We start from the raw sequence: 16,433 nt of genomic DNA on the forward strand, positions 1-16,433 counted from the left end.
TCTAAATTTGTGAGGCCTTTACTGAAGTAAGTAAAACACCATCTAAGATATCGAATAAAATCGCTATCCAAAAATTTGGAGCGACACACGAGGTTCGAACTCGTGACCTCAACCTTGGCAAGGTTGCGCTCTACCAACTGAGCTAGTGTCGCAAATGGAGGCGCGTCCCGGAGTCGAACCGAGGTCCACGGATTTGCAATCCGCTGCATAGCCACTCTGCCAACGCGCCTTCGATACTCAATCAGAAGAATTGTTTCGCCTTCCTCTTGGGTACGGGATGCATTTTACGGATTCATCTCTTTGAGTCAACACTATTTTTAATTTTTTGAATCGTTTGTCTAAATAACACCCAGAGAGCTCTATATTGGTCAATTTAGTATCGCTATTTGCTCAAATATGGATAACTTTCTTGGTCGTAACCAAAGTAGTAGATACAAAAAAACGGGCGACTGCCCGTTTAATTAATTCGTTAATGATGCTTTTCATCTAGCAAATCATCTTTAGCAGCCATCAGATACTGTGCCATCGACCAATATGTGAGGATTGTTGCCACATAAAGTGCTGCGTAACCAAGCCAGACCATCCAGTCATCATAGCGCCAAATCAATACCCATAAGGCGAACATTTGCGTTAGCGTTTTCACTTTCCCAACCCACGAGACAGCGACACTTGCGCGTTTGCCTATTTCAGCCATCCATTCTCGCAACGCTGAAATAATAATTTCACGAGCAATCATCGTCACGGCAGGTATAGTAATCCAGATGGTATGAAAATGTTCAGTAATCAGAATCAACGCCGTTGCCACTAACACTTTATCGGCAACTGGGTCGATAAATGCCCCGAAACGGGAAGTTTGGCCCAACTTACGCGCTAGCATACCGTCTAACCAATCCGTAAAGCCTGCGACCCAGAAAACCATTGCCGCAGCAAAAGGCGCCCACTCATATGGGAGATAGAAGACAACGACAAATACTGGAATAAGGAAAAGTCGCATTAAAGATAAAATGTTAGGGATGTTTAAACGCATATTTATTAGTGGCTCTTATCGTGTTGCGCTGTTTACTGCTTGAAAACAGGCCCTTATGGTGCGGGATTTTTCCTATTGTTTCAATGCTTGATAAATGTTTTCTGCTAAAGAATGACTGATGCCCGGCACTTTGGCGATTTCTTCAACGCTTGCACGCTTAAGTTCTTGCAAACCACCCATATATTTCAAAAGCGCTTGGCGACGTTTGGGGCCTACCCCTTCAATCCCTTCCAGTGCGCTGGTTCTACGTGTTTTACCACGTTTAGCTCTGTGTCCTGCAATCGCGTGGTTGTGGCTCTCATCTCGTATATGCTGCATTAGGTGTAAGGCAGGCGCATCACTTGGCAAATTAAACTCATCGCCTTCAGTGGTGATTAACGTTTCCAAGCCCGGCTTGCGTGTTACTCCCTTCGCAATACCTATCAAGCGAGGTTTTTTCGGCCAATCCCCCCAGTACTGAGAGATGATCTCATGTGCTCGGTTAAGTTGCCCTTTACCACCATCGATAAACACAATATCTGGGATTTTATCGATGTCTAATTGCTTAGAGTAGCGACGTTCCAATGCTTGTCCCATTGCTGCATAATCATCTCCGCCGGTAATACCGCTGATATTATAACGCCGATATTCTTGTTTCAGTGGTCCTTCGTGGTTGAATACGACGCAAGAGGCAATGGTACTTTCTCCCATCGTGTGCGAGATATCAAAACATTCCATTCGCGCAATATTGTCCATCCCCAACACTTCTCGCAGCTCCTTAAAGCGTTGAGAAATCGTCATCTTATGGTTGATCTTGGTTGTAATTGCCGTCAACGCATTGGTATTGGAAAGCTTCAAATAACGACCACGTGTCCCCGTAGGGTTAACGTGAAAATGCACTTTACGCCCTGCGATAGCCGAAAGTGCTTGCGATAGAGGTTGCGTTTCGTCGATCAAACCAGCATTGAGAATGATCCGAGTCGGAATAGTACGTGCTTCGTTGTGACTCAAATAATATTGACTCAAGAAGCTGTAAAACACCTCTTGCTGTGTCGTGTTATTCGGAATTTTAGGGAAATGGCTGCGGCTGCCCAGCACTTTGCCTTGACGAATCATCAGAATATGGATGCAAGCGATTCCATTTTCCTGAGCAAAGCCCAGCACATCCATATCGTCCATCGAATCTTCAGAAACAAATTGCTGCTCTTGAACACGCCTTATGGCCTGTATCTGATCGCGAAACTTAGCGGCATCTTCAAACTTTAGGGTTTTACTTGCCTGCTCCATTTTTTCTACCAACGTGTTCAGTACTTGTTGATCCTTCCCCTGTAAGAATAAGCGAACAAGATCGACTAACTCAGCGTACTCTTTATCTGAGATGATACTGCTAACACACGGGGCCGCACAGCGCCCAATTTGGTACATCAGACACGGTCGAGTCCGATTACTGTAAACCGTATCTTCACACTGACGTACCGGAAAGATTTTCTGGATAAGATGAAGCGTTTCTCTTACTGCACCGGAGTCAGGGTACGGCCCAAAGTACTCCCCTTTTCTCTTTTTGGCGCCGCGGTGCATCGATAATCTAGGGTGCCGATGACCACTGATAAAAATATATGGGTAAGATTTATCGTCACGCAGCAACACATTGTATTTGGGTAGATATTGCTTGATGTAATTGTGCTCAAGGATCAGTGCTTCGGTCTCTGTATGAGTAACCGTTACATCTATTTTGGCAATATTACTAACGAGCGCGCGCGTTTTTTCGCTATCAACGTTTTTGCGGAAGTAGCTAGAAAGGCGTTTTTTAAGATCTTTGGCTTTACCGACGTAAATAACGACAGCCTCGGTGTTATACATTCGATAAACACCAGGCTGGTTAGTTACAGTTTTTAGGAAGGAAACCGAGTCAAACGAGGATGTCACTACAAGGTCTCGGTGTCTAACATTCCATGACGGATGGCAAGATGGGTAAGTTCGACATCACCACTGATGTCTAGCTTATTAAACAAACGATAGCGGTAGCTGTTAACCGTTTTAGGACTCAAGTTCAGTTGTTCAGAAATATCTGTGACTTTTTGCCCCTTCGTAATCATCATCATGATCTGCAATTCACGCTCTGAGAGATCGGCAAAAGGATTTTCCGACGCTGGAGAGAATTGGCTTAGTGCCATCTGTTGAGCGATTTCTGGCGAGATGTAGCGCTGGCCACTATTCACCACACGAATTGCATTGACCATTTCATCTGGCCCTGCGCCTTTTGTCAGGTACCCGGCAGCGCCGGCCTGCATCACTTTAGTTGAAAACGGATTTTCCGTATGAACAGTTAAAACGATGATTTTCACATCAGGATTGAATCGCAATATTTTCTTGGTAGCTTCTAACCCACCAATACCAGGCATATTCATATCCATCAAAATGACGTCGGCATGATTGCTACGACACCATTTCACTGCATCTTCACCGCTTTCAGCTTCCCCTGCTACGTTCATTCCACGGACGTCTTCAATAATACGTCGTATCCCTGTGCGAACCAGCTCGTGATCATCTACAAGGAAAACACTTATCAAACTTGTATCTCCACACTTCATATTCAGCTTTGTCGCCACACTTTATCGTGGACAACAGGATGGTTGCATAGTTTAACGCAAATTTCGAAAATTGCTTACTCTGAATATGTGCCCAAACGCAAACTTTGGCAAGTACTTATTTTTAGAACTGTCGGTGATAGCCTTAGTGACATAAATATCACTACAGTTGCAGTTAAAATGCTTTATATGTCTCACTATTGAAATAGCAAAACGTGAAACATCAGGCATAATTTGAAATTCGGATGGAATTCATCTATTTGTAAAAAGGTGTGAATATATTGATTCCACTGTAAGGCTAACTCATTGTTAGCAAATATATAATTTAATAAGGAATTGTTATGAAAAAGCTACTAGCAGTGGCAGCTCTGGCTTCAACTCTACCTCTATCAAACGTTGCAATGGCTGACTCAGATATTGGTTGTGGTCTAGGTACTATGGTATTTGACGGCAAGTCAGGCAAAGTATTTAAAGTTCTTGGTGCTACTACTAACGGTACTTCTGGTAACCAAACTTTCGGTATCACTTTTGGTACTCTTGGATGTGACGGTAACGGAACAATCACATCAGCTCAAAAACTAGCTCTATTTATCGATGGCAACATGGATAACCTAGCTCGTGATATCGCTAAAGGCGAAGGCGAAACTCTAGCAACTCTTTCTGAAGTTTGGGGCATCAGCGCAGCAGACAAAACTGCTTTCAACGAGCTAGCTCAACAAAACTTCGCAGAAGTTTTCAAATCTGAAAACGTAACTTCTCAAGAAGTATTTGCTAACCTAAATACTCTAGTTGCTAGCGACAACGCACTAGCAGCTTACGCAATCTAAGTCGACTCACTTAGTATTTCAAAGGTGCTCATTTGAGCACCTTTTTCATGTCTCCATACCGTGAAATATTAGCTGAGTATTCTAATGCTCTTGTTTGAGTTATAGAGTACTTAGCTAATCTCACGGATTGAACAGCAGTATCACATGAAGCTAACTTCCCTTTGTAAATCTCTTCTTATTGGTCTTGGTGCACTTGCAAGTACATCCGCATTTTCACAGCAAAACTTCGACACAGAACAGCTAGCCAGGGACCCTTACTGGTTAAAATTAGGCCATTACATTCCCAACACCTTCTCTGGCTTTGAAAGTAGCGTGGATAAGGGTGATTTTTTCTTTTCACCACAGGGTAAATCATCACCAGAAGCAGAGTTGGTAGCCACTATCAATGCGCTCTATAGCGACGATCAGACCGCAGCAAACGAAGCCCGTTGTCAATATCCAGCCCGTTATACGTGGCTCGAATCTAAGCTTGGCAATGCAGCAAAATTGAATTGTGAAGAGCTAGAAACTTGGCGTGATGTGATCGACCCTGAGGGTATGACGCTGGTTTTCCCTACCGCCTTTATGAATAATCCTTCATCCATGTTTGGTCATACACTTCTACGTGTCGATGCCAAAGATCAGACTCGACACAAAGAACTGGTCGCGTTTGCTATTAACTTTGCTGCCGAACCTGAAACGCAAGATAATGCGGCACTTTATGCGTTCAAAGGCCTTGTGGGGAGTTACCCTGGACGATTTACGGTAATGCCCTACTACCGCAAAGTCCGTGAGTACAACGACATTGAATCTCGCGACATTTGGGAATACAAACTCAAGCTGAGCGAAGAAGAAGTGAACCGAGTTTTACTCCACCTTTGGGAGATGCAACGTGCAGAGTTTGACTACTACTTCCTAGATGAGAACTGTTCATATCAATTGCTGGCTCTATTAGAGTTAGCGAGAGACGATTTGTCTTTAATTGCAGATTTTCCTCTTCAAGCGATTCCATCCGATACGGTGGAAACATTGGCTAAGAATGGCTTACTTGAAGAGCCAAAGTATCGTGAAGCATTTGGTACTCGCCTACTTCATCAAAGTGAAGAAATCGACCCACGATTATTCGAAGCTGCGAAACAAGCAAAACAGGGTCAATTTCCTTCAGAAACTGACTACACTGACGCTGAGCGTGCCGCCATTCTGGAATTTGCCTACGAATGGCTCAATTTTGAGTTGTATGACTTAGGTTTGGAGCGAGACCCGACGGCCAAACGTCTCACATCGCTACTGTATCAACGCAGTAGAATCAAAGTAGACTCTCCATTTTCTGCTGTGCCAAAACCGGACGTTTCACCTGAAAAAGGCCACGCGTCTGCACGACTAGGAATGAGTTACCAATACAGCGACAGCTTTACCAATAAAGCAACATTCGAATGGCGAGCGGCATACCACGATCTACTGGACTCACAGGCAGGGTTTATTCCAGGCGCCAAAATCAGCTTTTTTGATACTCAGTTTAGTATTGATGAAAATGGCACCAGTCGACTTGACCGCTTCTACTTTATGGACTCAATGGCATTAGCGCCTTCAAACCAAGTGTTTGATAGTTGGGCTTGGAATGCTCGCATTGGCTTTGACCGCAAGCCAGACGAACATAAGCTTGCCGGACGCACTTTCGCCCAAGGTGGATTTGGTAAAGCCTGGGGAGACTCGGATGGCCTTCACCTTTATGCTCTTATATCAGGAGATCTAAGCGGTGGTGAGCTAACAAATTATGATGCCGTAACGGGCGCTGGGGTTGAAGCTGGCTTACTGTACCAATTGGGCAGCAGCCATCGCTTTGGCCTACAAGGGCAATACCTGACTTTGTTTAATTCTGAAGCAGACCAGAATGCGAGTACAACAGCCAGTTGGCAATGGTCACTTGATAGGAACTTTGCAATTCGTAGCCAAGTCTCATACCAGCATTGGCACAACGAGGATGTCAGCGGCAAAATCACTGGGTATCTCTACTACTAGTCACATCTGTGCTAAGCTGCTGGAGCGAAACATCAAGTTGGTGTTTCGCTTTTTATTTAGCAGTAACAAAATGACAATGAATCAAGGCTTCCTCCTTACACGACAGGCGCGAGATGTTTCTGGTGCTACGCAAATCGATTTATGGCTCTCCACGGAGCATGGGCCAGCGCAGCTGATCATCGAGGGGGAGAAACCCGTTTTCTTTATTCCCCAATCTGACACACCACTAGCGGAACAACTAGCGCGTACACACGGTATTTCTGCAAGCTTTAAAGCACTGCCACTTCAAAGTTTTGACTCAACGCCCCTTACTGCCTGCTATTGCTCCACGATTAAAACCTCACAAGCATTGAGCCAGAAGCTCAAAGATGAGGAAGTTTTGGTTCTGGAAGACGATATTCGCCTTGCTGATCGGTACTTAATGGAGCGCTTCATCAAAGGTAGTGTGGAATTTACAGGCCAAATACAGCAACGCACTAGCCACATCCGGACAACAGACGTGAAGTGTCGTCAGGGCAGCTATACTCCGAGTCTAAAAGTGGTTTCCCTCGATATTGAATGCTCCGAAAAAGGCATTCTTTACTCTATTGGCCTCGATAGCCCAATGGATAGCCGCGTGATCATGATTGGAGAAGAGCAACCTGCTGACACGCCGATTGAATGGGTGAAAGACGAACGCGAGCTTTTACTTGCGATGGTGAATTGGTTTAAACAGTTCGATCCAGATGTCATTGTAGGCTGGAATGTTATTGACTTCGATTTCCGACTTTTGCACAAGCGCGCCGAGTGGAACAAGCTCAGGCTCTACATAGGACGAGCCAATCAAGCTAGTTTTTTCCGCACATCAAACACCACCCAACAGGCATTTATTTCCATTCCTGGACGAGTGGTGATGGATGGTATTGATACGCTTAAAACCGCAACCTATCACTTTAGAAGTTGGTCTCTCGAATCTGTTTCTCAAGAATTATTAGGAGAAGGTAAAGAGATTCATAACGTTCATGACCGTATGGATGAAATCAACCATATGTTCAGAAAAGACAAGCCCTCTCTTGCTCGTTACAACCTTCAAGATTGTGTCTTGGTCAATAAAATATTTGAGCACACACATTTGCTGGAATTCGCTATTGAACGTTCAAGACTAACGGGTGTAGAGCTGGATCGTGTCGGTGGTTCAGTTGCTGCGTTTACCAACCTCTACTTACCGCAAATTCACCGCGCGGGTTATGTGGCACCGAATCTACATTCTGAAAACTGGATCGCCAGTCCTGGTGGGTATGTAATGGACTCCATACCGGACCTCTATGATTCGGTTCTGGTTCTCGACTTCAAGAGCCTTTACCCTTCCATCATTCGCTCTTTCCTGATTGATCCTATGGGGCTGATCGAGGGCTTAAAGCAAGAAATTGGCAAAGATAGAAATCAAGCTGTCCCGGGGTTTCGCGGCGGACAATTCCACCGGACAAGGCACTTCTTACCTAAAATGATCGAGGATCTTTGGGCTGCGCGAGATGTCGCCAAGAAGAATAACGAAAAAGCCTTTTCTCAGGCTATTAAGATCATCATGAACTCGTTTTATGGTGTGCTCGGATCGTCTGGCTGTCGCTTTTTTGATACTCGGCTAGCATCGAGTATTACCATGCGTGGCCATGAGATTATGAAACAGACCAAAAAGCTGATCGAAGCACAAGGTTTTCAGGTTATTTACGGTGATACCGACTCCACTTTCGTCTCTCTCAACGGTCAATTCACGCAAGCTGAAGCCGATAAAGTCGGTAATGAGCTGGTCGCTTACATCAATGATTGGTGGACGAAGCACCTTAAAGATGAGTACAACCTGACATCCATTCTTGAGCTGGAATACGAAACGCACTATCGCAAGTTTTTGATGCCGACTATACGTGGGCAGGAAACGGGTTCAAAGAAACGTTATGCCGGGCTGATTGGCGAAGGTGACAAAGAGAGAATTGTCTTCAAGGGGTTAGAAAGTGCCCGTACGGACTGGACGCCTCTTGCTCAACGTTTTCAATCCACGCTTTACTCTATGGTCTTTCACGATGAAGACCCAAGTGACTACGTGCGTGACTTTGTAGAGCGCACCTCAGCCGGAGAGTTTGATAGTGAGCTGGTTTATCAAAAGCGTCTACGCCGTAAACTCCACGAGTACCAAAAAAATATTCCGCCGCAAGTGCGTGCAGCACGCATGGCAGATGAAATCAACGCTCAGTTAGGTCGCCCCCTCCAATACCAGAACAAAGGTCGCATCGAGTACTTGATTACCACTTCCGGACCCGAGCCTAAAGAATACCTAAAGAGTAGTATCGATTATCAGCACTATATCGATAAGCAACTTAAGCCCGTCGCCGAAGCCATCTTGCCCTTTATTGGGTTAGACTTCTCTTCTTTGAGCGAACCACAGCTCGGGTTGTTCTAACAAGCCGCTGCATATTCAACTGCAAGCGGCTTCAACTAACCGATTCTGAATTCGGTTTTCTTGTATTGCTTAGCCAACCAATCCCCAAAACTATCTAAAATACCGATGACTGAACGTTTGGCGATTAACCGCCCAGAAAGCAGAATACCTAAGCGTTCAATCTCGACCTGTTTATCAGGATAATAGCGCAGGAACTGCTGCCCACACTCAATGGGATCATCAAACCAGTTTTTGTCTCGGTACATAACCAGTGAGTAACTCGCCCTCAGTAGCTTCTTCGCAATGATTTTTTGCGCTTTAATCTGTTCTTCGTCTTTAGCGGCTCTAGCAATGCGGTTTCGATACACAGCTACCCAGTCTTCTACATCCATATTCCAGTGTTTTGCAATTTCCCAACTTGGTTCATAGTCACCAAAGCATTGCGCTAAATCTTCACCGTAGACACAAACAGAGCAATGACGCAGTTGAAAGCCCCAAGAAAAAATACTTTCCAGGCTCGCGACCTCTTCAACCAACGCTGACTTAAAGGAAATCTCATTAATAAAGGGATAGGCTTTTTGAAAACGCCACTTAATTGAGTTAAGTAACGCCGTTTTGGTATCTGCATATGGTCGATGTGTTACCACAATCACATCCAAGTTTGATAGCCCTGGCTTTGCTGTTTTTCGGGCAACACTCCCGTATAAATAAACACTGTGTAGATTATCACCCACCCCAGCCTTCAGTGAGCGAACAAGGTCGTGAATGGCAGGTTGATATTGCGCTTGAAACGGTTGTTTAGGATCGATGGTAGAAAGAGACATTTAACCAAGAAAACAGCTATTCATGAATCCGCTCATGATCTCTCAGCCTAGGCTGTGAATCAAGATATTCCTTTCTACCAAACGCTAGGTATATAATGCGGCTATTCAACACCATACAAAGGGAAAACGTTCATGCCTAAGGCGAGTGAGCTGAAAAAAGGTTTTGCTATTGAGTCAAATGGTAAAACGCTATTAATCAAAGATATCGAAGTGACTACGCCTGGTGGTCGCGGTGGCGCAAAGATCTACAAGTTGCGTTGTACTGAGCTGGGTACAGGCGCACGTGTTGACGAGCGTTTCAAGTCTGATGATGTCGTTGACACGGTAGACATGTACAAACGTGCTTCTGCATTTTCTTACGTAGATGGCGATGAGTACATCTTTATGGACAACGAAGATTACACGCAGTACACGTTTAAAAAAGAAGAGATCGAAGATGAACTTCTGTTCATTACAGAAGATATTCAAGGTCTGCATATCATCCTAGTGAACGGTAACGCGGTAGGCATCGAACTTCCGGCATCTGTTGAGCTTGTGATCGAAGAGACTGACCCATCAATCAAAGGGGCATCAGCGTCTGCACGTACCAAGCCAGCCCGCTTTGCGACTGGTCTAACGGTACAAGTTCCTGAGTACATCGCGACAGGTGATCGCATTGTGATCAACACTACCGAACGTAAATACATGAGCCGCGCGTAACTATGTCTGAATTGATTTCTTACGACGACACCATAGACAATGCCTATGACATCTTTTTAGAGATGGCTCCAGATAACCTGGAAGCAGCAGACGTGATCATTTTTACCGCACAGTTCGAAGAGCGTGGCGCTGCTGAGCTAGTAGAAACCGCGAATGACTGGACGGGACACGTAGGGTTTGAAGTAGATAAGGAAATCTATGCAGAAGTACGTATCGGCCTTGTAAACGAAGAAGACGACGTTTTAGATGATGTCTTCGCTCGATTACTTGTCAGCCGAGACCCTGAGCATAAGTTTTGTCACATTCTATGGAAACGTGACTAAACTAGGCCATGTTAGATACACAAACACCCAAGTAAACTTGGGTGTTTTCTGCCAGTCTGAAACTGAATAATCTTAACAAACAGTAAATTCTTGCTGGGTCGCAGACCGAGTCTTACTCATTTACTGGAATGTTTTCTACACGTGCTTTCAGTTTTTGACCAGGACGGAAGGTCACTACGCGGCGAGCACTGATTGGAATGTCTTCACCCGTTTTTGGGTTCCGACCAGGACGTTCATTTTTGTCACGTAGGTCAAAATTACCAAAACCAGACAGTTTTACCTGTTCGCCACCTTCTAGTGCTTTACGAATTTCTTCGAAAAACGCCTCAACCGTTTCCTTGGCATCCCGCTTACTGAATCCATGTTGTTCAAACAGGTTCTCAGCCAAATCGGCCTTTGTGAGCGCCATAAAACTTTCCTCAAAGCTGTGTTAAACATTGCCGCCGCTAGGCGACACCTTAATTTTAGTTAGACCAATCAACGACATATCAGCCTCACCTTGGAAAGTGTATGCCAAGCTTATGATTTTCGCCAACTTTTTTATCTAATGTTCACACTTAGATTTAAGAAGCTGACTATTGGGCCACCTTATCCGACAACATTTCATAACGAAAATTATCTAAAAGTTCATTAAATATCAGAAAGTTAAACTGAGTTGACAAAATTATCAGTATAAAATACTAAACTTATCGGCAGCGTAATTTTTTATTACACAGTATCGTATGAAATCAGCAAGTTACGAGAAAAATGAAACAACACACGTATTAAAAGCAAGTGAGTGATTAGACCAGATTGTAACAATCAACTGGCATGTATTTTCTTTCGAGTTGTTTCAGATTGTCACGAAGCGCTTTGTCTTCAACTATGATTTAGTTAGACTGATGGAAATGTGAATACCTAAAGATTATTTTAATGAAACAACTGATCGACTTTATCCCTCTTATCGTTTTCTTTGCTCTGTACAAGATGCAAGATATCTATGTTGCAACGGGTGCTCTTATCGTCGCGACCGCCATCCAAATTATTGTGACCTACTTGGTATATAAAAAAGTAGAAAAAATGCAGGTAATCACTTTTTTGATGGTAGCTGTGTTCGGCGGAATGACCATATTCCTGCACGACGATAACTTTATCAAATGGAAAGTGACCATTGTGTACATCGTATTTGCGGTTGGCCTGGCGATAAGCCACGCCATAGGAAAATCAGCAATCAAAGGAATGCTAGGTAAAGAAATTGAACTACCAGATGCCGTTTGGGCCAAAGTCACTTGGGCATGGGTAGCGTTTTTCTCATTCTGTGCGGGCTTAAACATTTATGTTGCCTACGAGTTACCACTTGACGTATGGGTTAACTTCAAAGTATTTGGCCTATTAGCGGCAACCTTTGGCTTTACGATTCTTACAGGCATCTATGTCTACAAGAGCATGCCTAAAAGCCTAAGCAAACCAGAGTCTGGCGACTAACCCCTTTAGTTTGCTACAATCCGGCTTCTTTACCTCTTCTAGAGATTTACAGCGACCCTACAGGTCGCTGTTTTGTTTGTTGTGGATGTCAAATGAGTCAGGAATTTAATGCCCCTAGAGGCCAACTACTACTTCGTACCTTAGCCATGCCTGCAGATACCAATGCGAATGGCGATATTTTTGGTGGCTGGATTATGTCCCAGCTTGACCTTGCGGGTGGCATTCTCGCAAAGGAGATTTCTTCAGGCCGTATCGTCACTGTGTCTGTCTCAAGCATTACCTTTAAAAAACCAGTCCGTGTCGGTGACGTCGTTTGCTGCTACGGTGAATGCACAAATATAGGGCGTACTTCAATGTCGATTAACCTAGAAGTCTGGGTGAAACCTGTCACCGAGAACGGTATTCAGGATCGCTATCAGGTCTGTGAAGCAACCTTCAACTACGTTGCGATTGATAGTGATGGAAAACCACGCCCAATTCGTACCGTTTAACGATTCGATTCACACTTTATCAGCGTTTAGACTTTTAAAATTAAGGTGTTGCGGTAGAGTGAACGTCTATTTTCTTGAAATGCCCAAATAAGGATATTTAGCCATGTGGTACGTTATCTTTTCTCAAGATGTTGAAAACTCGCTTGAAAAGCGCATGAGTGTACGACCTGCTCACCTAGAGCGCCTCCAAGCACTGCAAGATGAAGGTCGTCTGTTGACTGCTGGCCCAATGCCAGCCATCGATTCAGACAACCCCGGAGAAGCGGGATTCACGGGTTCAACCGTGATTGCAGAGTTTGATTCTTTGGCTCAAGCTCAAGATTGGGCTGATGCTGATCCTTATGTTGAAGCTGGTGTGTACGAGAATGTTATCGTTAAGCCATTCAAAAAAGTCTTCTAATAATGAAAAAATACATCAAAACGAGTGTTTTTCTGACCGCGTGTATGATTCTGGCCGGGTGCTCAGCCAGCGCAGAAAAAGAAAAGCATCTCGCCTTACTAGCTGATAGCCGTGCGGGTATGCTCTCTGGTGAATTACCATTAGAGTCTGGTCCCTTATCGATCATGAGAGCAACGGCAAAAGGTTCAACCATCGAACTGATGATGGTCTATAACCAAGATGCCAAAGGTGCCAAACCTATCGCTGAAGTGTTTAAAGGTAGCGTCCAAAGCTATTGCACTTCAAAGGATACGAAAAACAACCTAGAAGCAGGGCTTAGCTACAGAATTAAAATGCGTAATACTCGCGGTCAACTTTTGGTTGATGAGTTAATCACTCAAAAAAACTGCGAATAAAGCTAATGCCCTTCCGAAGCCTCACATTGTGGGGCTTTTTATTGGCCTTCATCCAAACACATAAGCCTTCCGCACATCCGAATATAAATAGTATGAATTTTTTATTTCACATCAAAATCAAAAATGCAGTGAAATATACGTTATTTTAGACACTTAGACGCCAAATATCTTACATTTTTAAGGGAAACTGCCACTGTTTTCAGACAAATCCCCTAAAAACTCATTTTATCCACGTTGACGATCCCCGTATGAGCTTCTAACTTTTCATATTAGTGTCATAACTAGGAGGATCACCACATGAAACGTGCTCGCAACTCATACCGTCTTCAACTTATCAAGGAAGTAGCAACTCGGCGCGAGCGGCTAAATAGTGGTGATCCAATGGCGAGCTATATTCAACAGCTAATTGATGGAAAACCAGAGTGTGACCAGAATGTGGAGCGTAACCATCGATTTTCAGGCAGCCATTATGATGAGCATGCAGGGGGTTGGGTGAGCGACCGATGGGGATTGAAGTAATCTGACTTAAAGTAAACGATCAAAGGCAGCTAATCACTGAGAGTACGTCTTAAGAGCAGCCTACTCACTCTCTGAATCGCTAGAAAAGTTCTTGTTGTGGGTTTTCACTTTGATCGTTGACCCCGCCATTGAGCTTTTCAGCGCGGCGCTTACGAAGATACCTTTGCCGACAAAGCTTTATGACGTGGAGTTTTTGCGCAGTGGTTAATTTGAGCCAATTAAAACGTTCGTCTCGATTACGCATACAGCCTTTGCAGTAGCCTTTTTCATCCACTGTACAGACTCCTACGCATGGGCTTGGTACTTCGAAAAACTCTAACTGCTCCACTTTTGCCTCATTAGAAATTCATCTAATAAATGAATTTACAATACTTAAATATCTTTGTTTATCAATCAGTTCTATTATGTGACATGAGGCGAACTATAACGAAAACCTGACAAAAACAGTGTTTTATTAACTATACTGTCGCCACCAAGCAAATCAGTGCTTACCAAATAATTCACATATTGGAGTTGACTATTATGAAGCTTAGTCCAAAAACATTACTGGCTGCAATTACTCTACCTGTTCTTATGACGGCATGTTCAAGCAACGGTGATGTCAAACAGATTACGGCTCTTGATCTCCAGCACCACAACTGGGAACTAACCAGCCTTGACGGTAAAGATCTCGTGCTTGAAGGTCGCAGTAAAGCCCCTCGCCTTGAAATTGCTGAAAATATGACCGCAAACGGTAACGCTGGTTGTAATAACTTCATTGGTAAAGCTGAGCTAAAAGGCAACCAACTGCGCATTGATAAAATGGGCATGACGATGAAAATGTGTATTGGAAACATCATGGATGTTGAACAAGCTGTTGCCCAAACGCTTTCAGATTGGAGTGATGTGACGTTAACAAATGAATCATTAACTCTAAAAAGTGATGTTCATACCCTGACATTCAAACTGAGTGATTGGAAAAACTAATCTCCGACTCTTACAAAAAATAGCAGCGACAACGCTGCTATTTTTGTTGAAGCCACTTACCTACACCATCATTACTCCCCATATCTATCCTAATTTTCCTGTTTGCTGAAATGAATCGTGTTTTTGCTCGGTCTCATTAATATCGTAGAGTACAAATCCTTAATTCCGAGAGATAGGTTCGGCCGCAGATCAAATCAGATATGTCTATTCCCCTTGATTGCATGCACTTAATCTTTTGAATCAATAACAAACGCACATTTGATAAAAAGTTAGGATGAATTACTATCCAATGTAAGGGAATGACTCTACAAGGGATCTAGTCTCCGACCCCATCGTTTATAACAACAAGGTTAAACACGGATAAAATATGAAAAAGCTATTAACGACGCTTGGTATATTAGCAACCGCCATCTCTGCTCCGAGTTTTGGTGAGACTTGGCAGCAAGTTGAACAACAAGCACAAGGACAAGATGTCTATTTCCACGCTTGGGGTGGAAGCCAAGAAATCAATCGCTATATTCAATGGGCAGAACAAGAACTCAAGAGTCGTTACAACGTCACTCTTCATCATGTAAAAGTGTCAGATATCGCCGAAACTACCGCTCGCCTTCTGGCTGAAAAGGCGGCAAGAAAAGAAAATGGTGGCAGCGTAGACATGGTCTGGATTAATGGTGAAAACTTTAAGTCGATGAAAGAGAACCAGCTTCTGTTCGGACCTTTTGTTGAACAACTTCCTAGCTGGGAATATGTTGATAAATCTCTACCTGTTACTGTCGACTTTTCAGTGCCGACCGATGGCCTTGAAGCACCTTGGGGTGTCGGACAATTTGTCTTCATCCACGACAAGTTAAAACTCAACAACCCACCCGAGTCATTCTCGGAGATGTTGAGCTATGCAAAAGCATTTCCTAACCGTTTAACCTACCCTCGCCCCCCTGAATTTCATGGCACCAGTTTTATAAAATCATTGCTGATTGAGCTCACCAATAATGACCCTGCTCTGCAGCAGCCAGTTTCACCAGAGAACTTTGCTCTGATCACTAAGCCGCTGTGGGACTATCTTGATCAGTTTCATAACGTTGCATGGCGCGGTGGAAAACAGTTTCCAGCGGGTACCGCTGAGACCGTACAACTTTTGGATGATGGGCAAATCGACCTTGCTGTGACCTTTAATCCAAATGCCGTCTACTCTGCTCAAGCCAATGGTAATCTGGCTGAAACCACACAAGCTTACGCACTCAACAACGGCGCACTCTCGAATATCCATTTCCTTGCTATTCCGTGGAATGCCAATGCAAAAGCGGGCGCAAAAGTTGCCATCAATTTTTTGCTAAGCCCAGAGGCTCAGTCGCGTAAAGGGGATATTAATATTTGGGGCGATCCATCGGTGCTCAGTAATCAATACCTGACTGGTTCAGCCCAAAATACTCAGCAATTCAAATCTATCGCGGAACCACACCCAAGCTGGCAAACAGCGTTAGAAAAAGAGTGGCTAAAACGCTACGGCAGTTAGTGCAGTT

Annotated in this window: 18 protein-coding genes and 2 tRNA genes; 12 read left to right on the forward strand and 8 right to left on the reverse strand. The window is 44.0% G+C overall.

Annotation, left to right across the window (positions count from 1 at the left end; all coding sequences use genetic code 11):
* Positions 1–76: 76 nt before the first annotated feature.
* From VNE01S_RS10155 to uvrY, 5 genes are all read right to left on the reverse strand, one after another.
* Positions 77–152: transfer RNA gene (locus tag VNE01S_RS10155), tRNA-Gly, on the reverse strand.
* 3 nt (positions 153–155) lie between these two features.
* Positions 156–229 (reverse strand) — tRNA-Cys (locus VNE01S_RS10160).
* A 240-nt stretch (positions 230–469) separates the two neighbouring features.
* A complete protein-coding gene (pgsA, locus tag VNE01S_RS10165; protein ID WP_053393964.1) occupies positions 470–1,027 on the reverse strand; it encodes a CDP-diacylglycerol--glycerol-3-phosphate 3-phosphatidyltransferase in 558 nt (185 codons plus the stop codon).
* Positions 1,028–1,099: 72 nt separating this feature from the next.
* The gene (gene uvrC, locus VNE01S_RS10170; protein ID WP_061781639.1) at positions 1,100–2,932 is read right to left on the reverse strand and encodes an excinuclease ABC subunit UvrC; all 1,833 of its coding nucleotides are present in this window, start codon (positions 2,930–2,932) and stop codon (positions 1,100–1,102) included.
* Entirely contained in the window at positions 2,932–3,576 is a 645-nt protein-coding gene (gene uvrY, locus VNE01S_RS10175; protein ID WP_061781643.1) for a UvrY/SirA/GacA family response regulator transcription factor, read from the reverse strand. The genes uvrC and uvrY overlap by 1 nt, the downstream gene beginning before the upstream one ends.
* Before the next feature lie 359 nt (positions 3,577–3,935).
* Between uvrY and VNE01S_RS10180 the strand changes: the two genes are divergently transcribed.
* From VNE01S_RS10180 to VNE01S_RS10190, 3 genes are all read left to right on the forward strand, one after another.
* Positions 3,936–4,421, forward strand: a complete 486-nt coding sequence (locus tag VNE01S_RS10180; RefSeq protein WP_053393962.1) for a DUF3015 domain-containing protein — start codon at positions 3,936–3,938, stop codon at positions 4,419–4,421.
* 144 nt (positions 4,422–4,565) lie between these two features.
* Entirely contained in the window at positions 4,566–6,419 is a 1,854-nt protein-coding gene (locus VNE01S_RS10185) for an Lnb N-terminal periplasmic domain-containing protein (protein ID WP_053393961.1), read from the forward strand.
* A gap of 70 nt (positions 6,420–6,489) precedes the next feature.
* Positions 6,490–8,853, forward strand: coding sequence for a DNA polymerase II (locus VNE01S_RS10190; RefSeq protein ID WP_053394079.1), 2,364 nt, complete (start codon positions 6,490–6,492; stop codon positions 8,851–8,853).
* A 35-nt stretch (positions 8,854–8,888) separates the two neighbouring features.
* Here VNE01S_RS10190 and VNE01S_RS10195 read toward each other — a convergent pair whose 3' ends face one another.
* Positions 8,889–9,656 (reverse strand): nucleotidyltransferase domain-containing protein, encoded by a 768-nt coding sequence (locus tag VNE01S_RS10195; protein WP_053393960.1) that lies wholly within the window; start codon positions 9,654–9,656, stop codon positions 8,889–8,891.
* A 132-nt stretch (positions 9,657–9,788) separates the two neighbouring features.
* Between VNE01S_RS10195 and yeiP the strand changes: the two genes are divergently transcribed.
* Positions 9,789–10,355, forward strand: a complete 567-nt coding sequence (gene yeiP, locus VNE01S_RS10200; protein ID WP_053393959.1) for an elongation factor P-like protein YeiP — start codon at positions 9,789–9,791, stop codon at positions 10,353–10,355.
* A gap of 2 nt (positions 10,356–10,357) precedes the next feature.
* A complete protein-coding gene (locus VNE01S_RS10205; RefSeq protein WP_053393958.1) occupies positions 10,358–10,678 on the forward strand; it encodes an HI1450 family dsDNA-mimic protein in 321 nt (106 codons plus the stop codon).
* Between the two features lie 112 nt (positions 10,679–10,790).
* On the opposite strand, the gene ihfA is transcribed toward VNE01S_RS10205, so the two are convergent.
* Positions 10,791–11,087: an integration host factor subunit alpha gene (ihfA, locus tag VNE01S_RS10210; protein ID WP_053393957.1), complete on the reverse strand. Its 297-nt coding sequence runs from the start codon at positions 11,085–11,087 to the stop codon at positions 10,791–10,793.
* A gap of 503 nt (positions 11,088–11,590) precedes the next feature.
* Here ihfA and VNE01S_RS10215 point away from each other — a divergent pair.
* The 5 genes from VNE01S_RS10215 to VNE01S_RS10235 all read left to right on the forward strand — a co-directional run bounded on the left by VNE01S_RS10215 (position 11,591) and on the right by VNE01S_RS10235 (position 13,947).
* A complete protein-coding gene (locus VNE01S_RS10215) occupies positions 11,591–12,142 on the forward strand; it encodes a septation protein A (protein WP_053393956.1) in 552 nt (183 codons plus the stop codon).
* Between the two features lie 92 nt (positions 12,143–12,234).
* Positions 12,235–12,633, forward strand: a complete 399-nt coding sequence (gene yciA / locus VNE01S_RS10220) for an acyl-CoA thioester hydrolase YciA (protein WP_053393955.1) — start codon at positions 12,235–12,237, stop codon at positions 12,631–12,633.
* Between the two features lie 103 nt (positions 12,634–12,736).
* Complete coding sequence (locus tag VNE01S_RS10225) at positions 12,737–13,033, forward strand: YciI family protein (protein WP_053393954.1); 297 nt, start codon at positions 12,737–12,739, stop codon at positions 13,031–13,033.
* A 2-nt stretch (positions 13,034–13,035) separates the two neighbouring features.
* A complete protein-coding gene (locus VNE01S_RS10230) occupies positions 13,036–13,428 on the forward strand; it encodes a GspS/AspS pilotin family protein (protein WP_053393953.1) in 393 nt (130 codons plus the stop codon).
* Between the two features lie 297 nt (positions 13,429–13,725).
* Entirely contained in the window at positions 13,726–13,947 is a 222-nt protein-coding gene (locus tag VNE01S_RS10235; protein ID WP_053393952.1) for a hypothetical protein, read from the forward strand.
* A gap of 79 nt (positions 13,948–14,026) precedes the next feature.
* Here the strand turns inward: VNE01S_RS10235 and VNE01S_RS10240 are convergent, their stop codons facing one another.
* Entirely contained in the window at positions 14,027–14,275 is a 249-nt protein-coding gene (locus tag VNE01S_RS10240) for a DUF1289 domain-containing protein (protein WP_053393951.1), read from the reverse strand.
* Between the two features lie 194 nt (positions 14,276–14,469).
* Between VNE01S_RS10240 and VNE01S_RS10245 the strand changes: the two genes are divergently transcribed.
* The gene (locus VNE01S_RS10245) at positions 14,470–14,913 is read left to right on the forward strand and encodes an META domain-containing protein (RefSeq protein WP_053393950.1); all 444 of its coding nucleotides are present in this window, start codon (positions 14,470–14,472) and stop codon (positions 14,911–14,913) included.
* Positions 14,914–15,280: 367 nt separating this feature from the next.
* Positions 15,281–16,426, forward strand: coding sequence for an ABC transporter substrate-binding protein (locus tag VNE01S_RS10250; RefSeq protein ID WP_053393949.1), 1,146 nt, complete (start codon positions 15,281–15,283; stop codon positions 16,424–16,426).
* Positions 16,427–16,433: the final 7 nt, after the last annotated feature.

Source organism: Vibrio nereis NBRC 15637 (assembly GCF_001591105.1).
GTDB classification, from domain to species: domain Bacteria; phylum Pseudomonadota; class Gammaproteobacteria; order Enterobacterales; family Vibrionaceae; genus Vibrio; species Vibrio nereis.

Coding starts and splice junctions, on each gene's coding strand:
- VNE01S_RS10215 (WP_053393956.1), top strand. CDS start 11,591: ATGAAACAACTGATCGACTTTATCCCTCTTATCGTTTTCTTTGCTCTG.
- VNE01S_RS10245 (WP_053393950.1), top strand. CDS start 14,470: ATGAAGCTTAGTCCAAAAACATTACTGGCTGCAATTACTCTACCTGTT.
- VNE01S_RS10195 (WP_053393960.1), bottom strand. CDS start 9,656: ATGTCTCTTTCTACCATCGATCCTAAACAACCGTTTCAAGCGCAATAT.
- VNE01S_RS10185 (WP_053393961.1), top strand. CDS start 4,566: ATGAAGCTAACTTCCCTTTGTAAATCTCTTCTTATTGGTCTTGGTGCA.
- VNE01S_RS10180 (WP_053393962.1), top strand. CDS start 3,936: ATGAAAAAGCTACTAGCAGTGGCAGCTCTGGCTTCAACTCTACCTCTA.
- yciA (WP_053393955.1), top strand. CDS start 12,235: ATGAGTCAGGAATTTAATGCCCCTAGAGGCCAACTACTACTTCGTACC.
- pgsA (WP_053393964.1), bottom strand. CDS start 1,027: ATGCGTTTAAACATCCCTAACATTTTATCTTTAATGCGACTTTTCCTT.
- VNE01S_RS10205 (WP_053393958.1), top strand. CDS start 10,358: ATGTCTGAATTGATTTCTTACGACGACACCATAGACAATGCCTATGAC.
- ihfA (WP_053393957.1), bottom strand. CDS start 11,087: ATGGCGCTCACAAAGGCCGATTTGGCTGAGAACCTGTTTGAACAACAT.
- VNE01S_RS10225 (WP_053393954.1), top strand. CDS start 12,737: ATGTGGTACGTTATCTTTTCTCAAGATGTTGAAAACTCGCTTGAAAAG.
- VNE01S_RS10230 (WP_053393953.1), top strand. CDS start 13,036: ATGAAAAAATACATCAAAACGAGTGTTTTTCTGACCGCGTGTATGATT.
- yeiP (WP_053393959.1), top strand. CDS start 9,789: ATGCCTAAGGCGAGTGAGCTGAAAAAAGGTTTTGCTATTGAGTCAAAT.
- VNE01S_RS10235 (WP_053393952.1), top strand. CDS start 13,726: ATGAAACGTGCTCGCAACTCATACCGTCTTCAACTTATCAAGGAAGTA.
- VNE01S_RS10250 (WP_053393949.1), top strand. CDS start 15,281: ATGAAAAAGCTATTAACGACGCTTGGTATATTAGCAACCGCCATCTCT.
- VNE01S_RS10190 (WP_053394079.1), top strand. CDS start 6,490: ATGACAATGAATCAAGGCTTCCTCCTTACACGACAGGCGCGAGATGTT.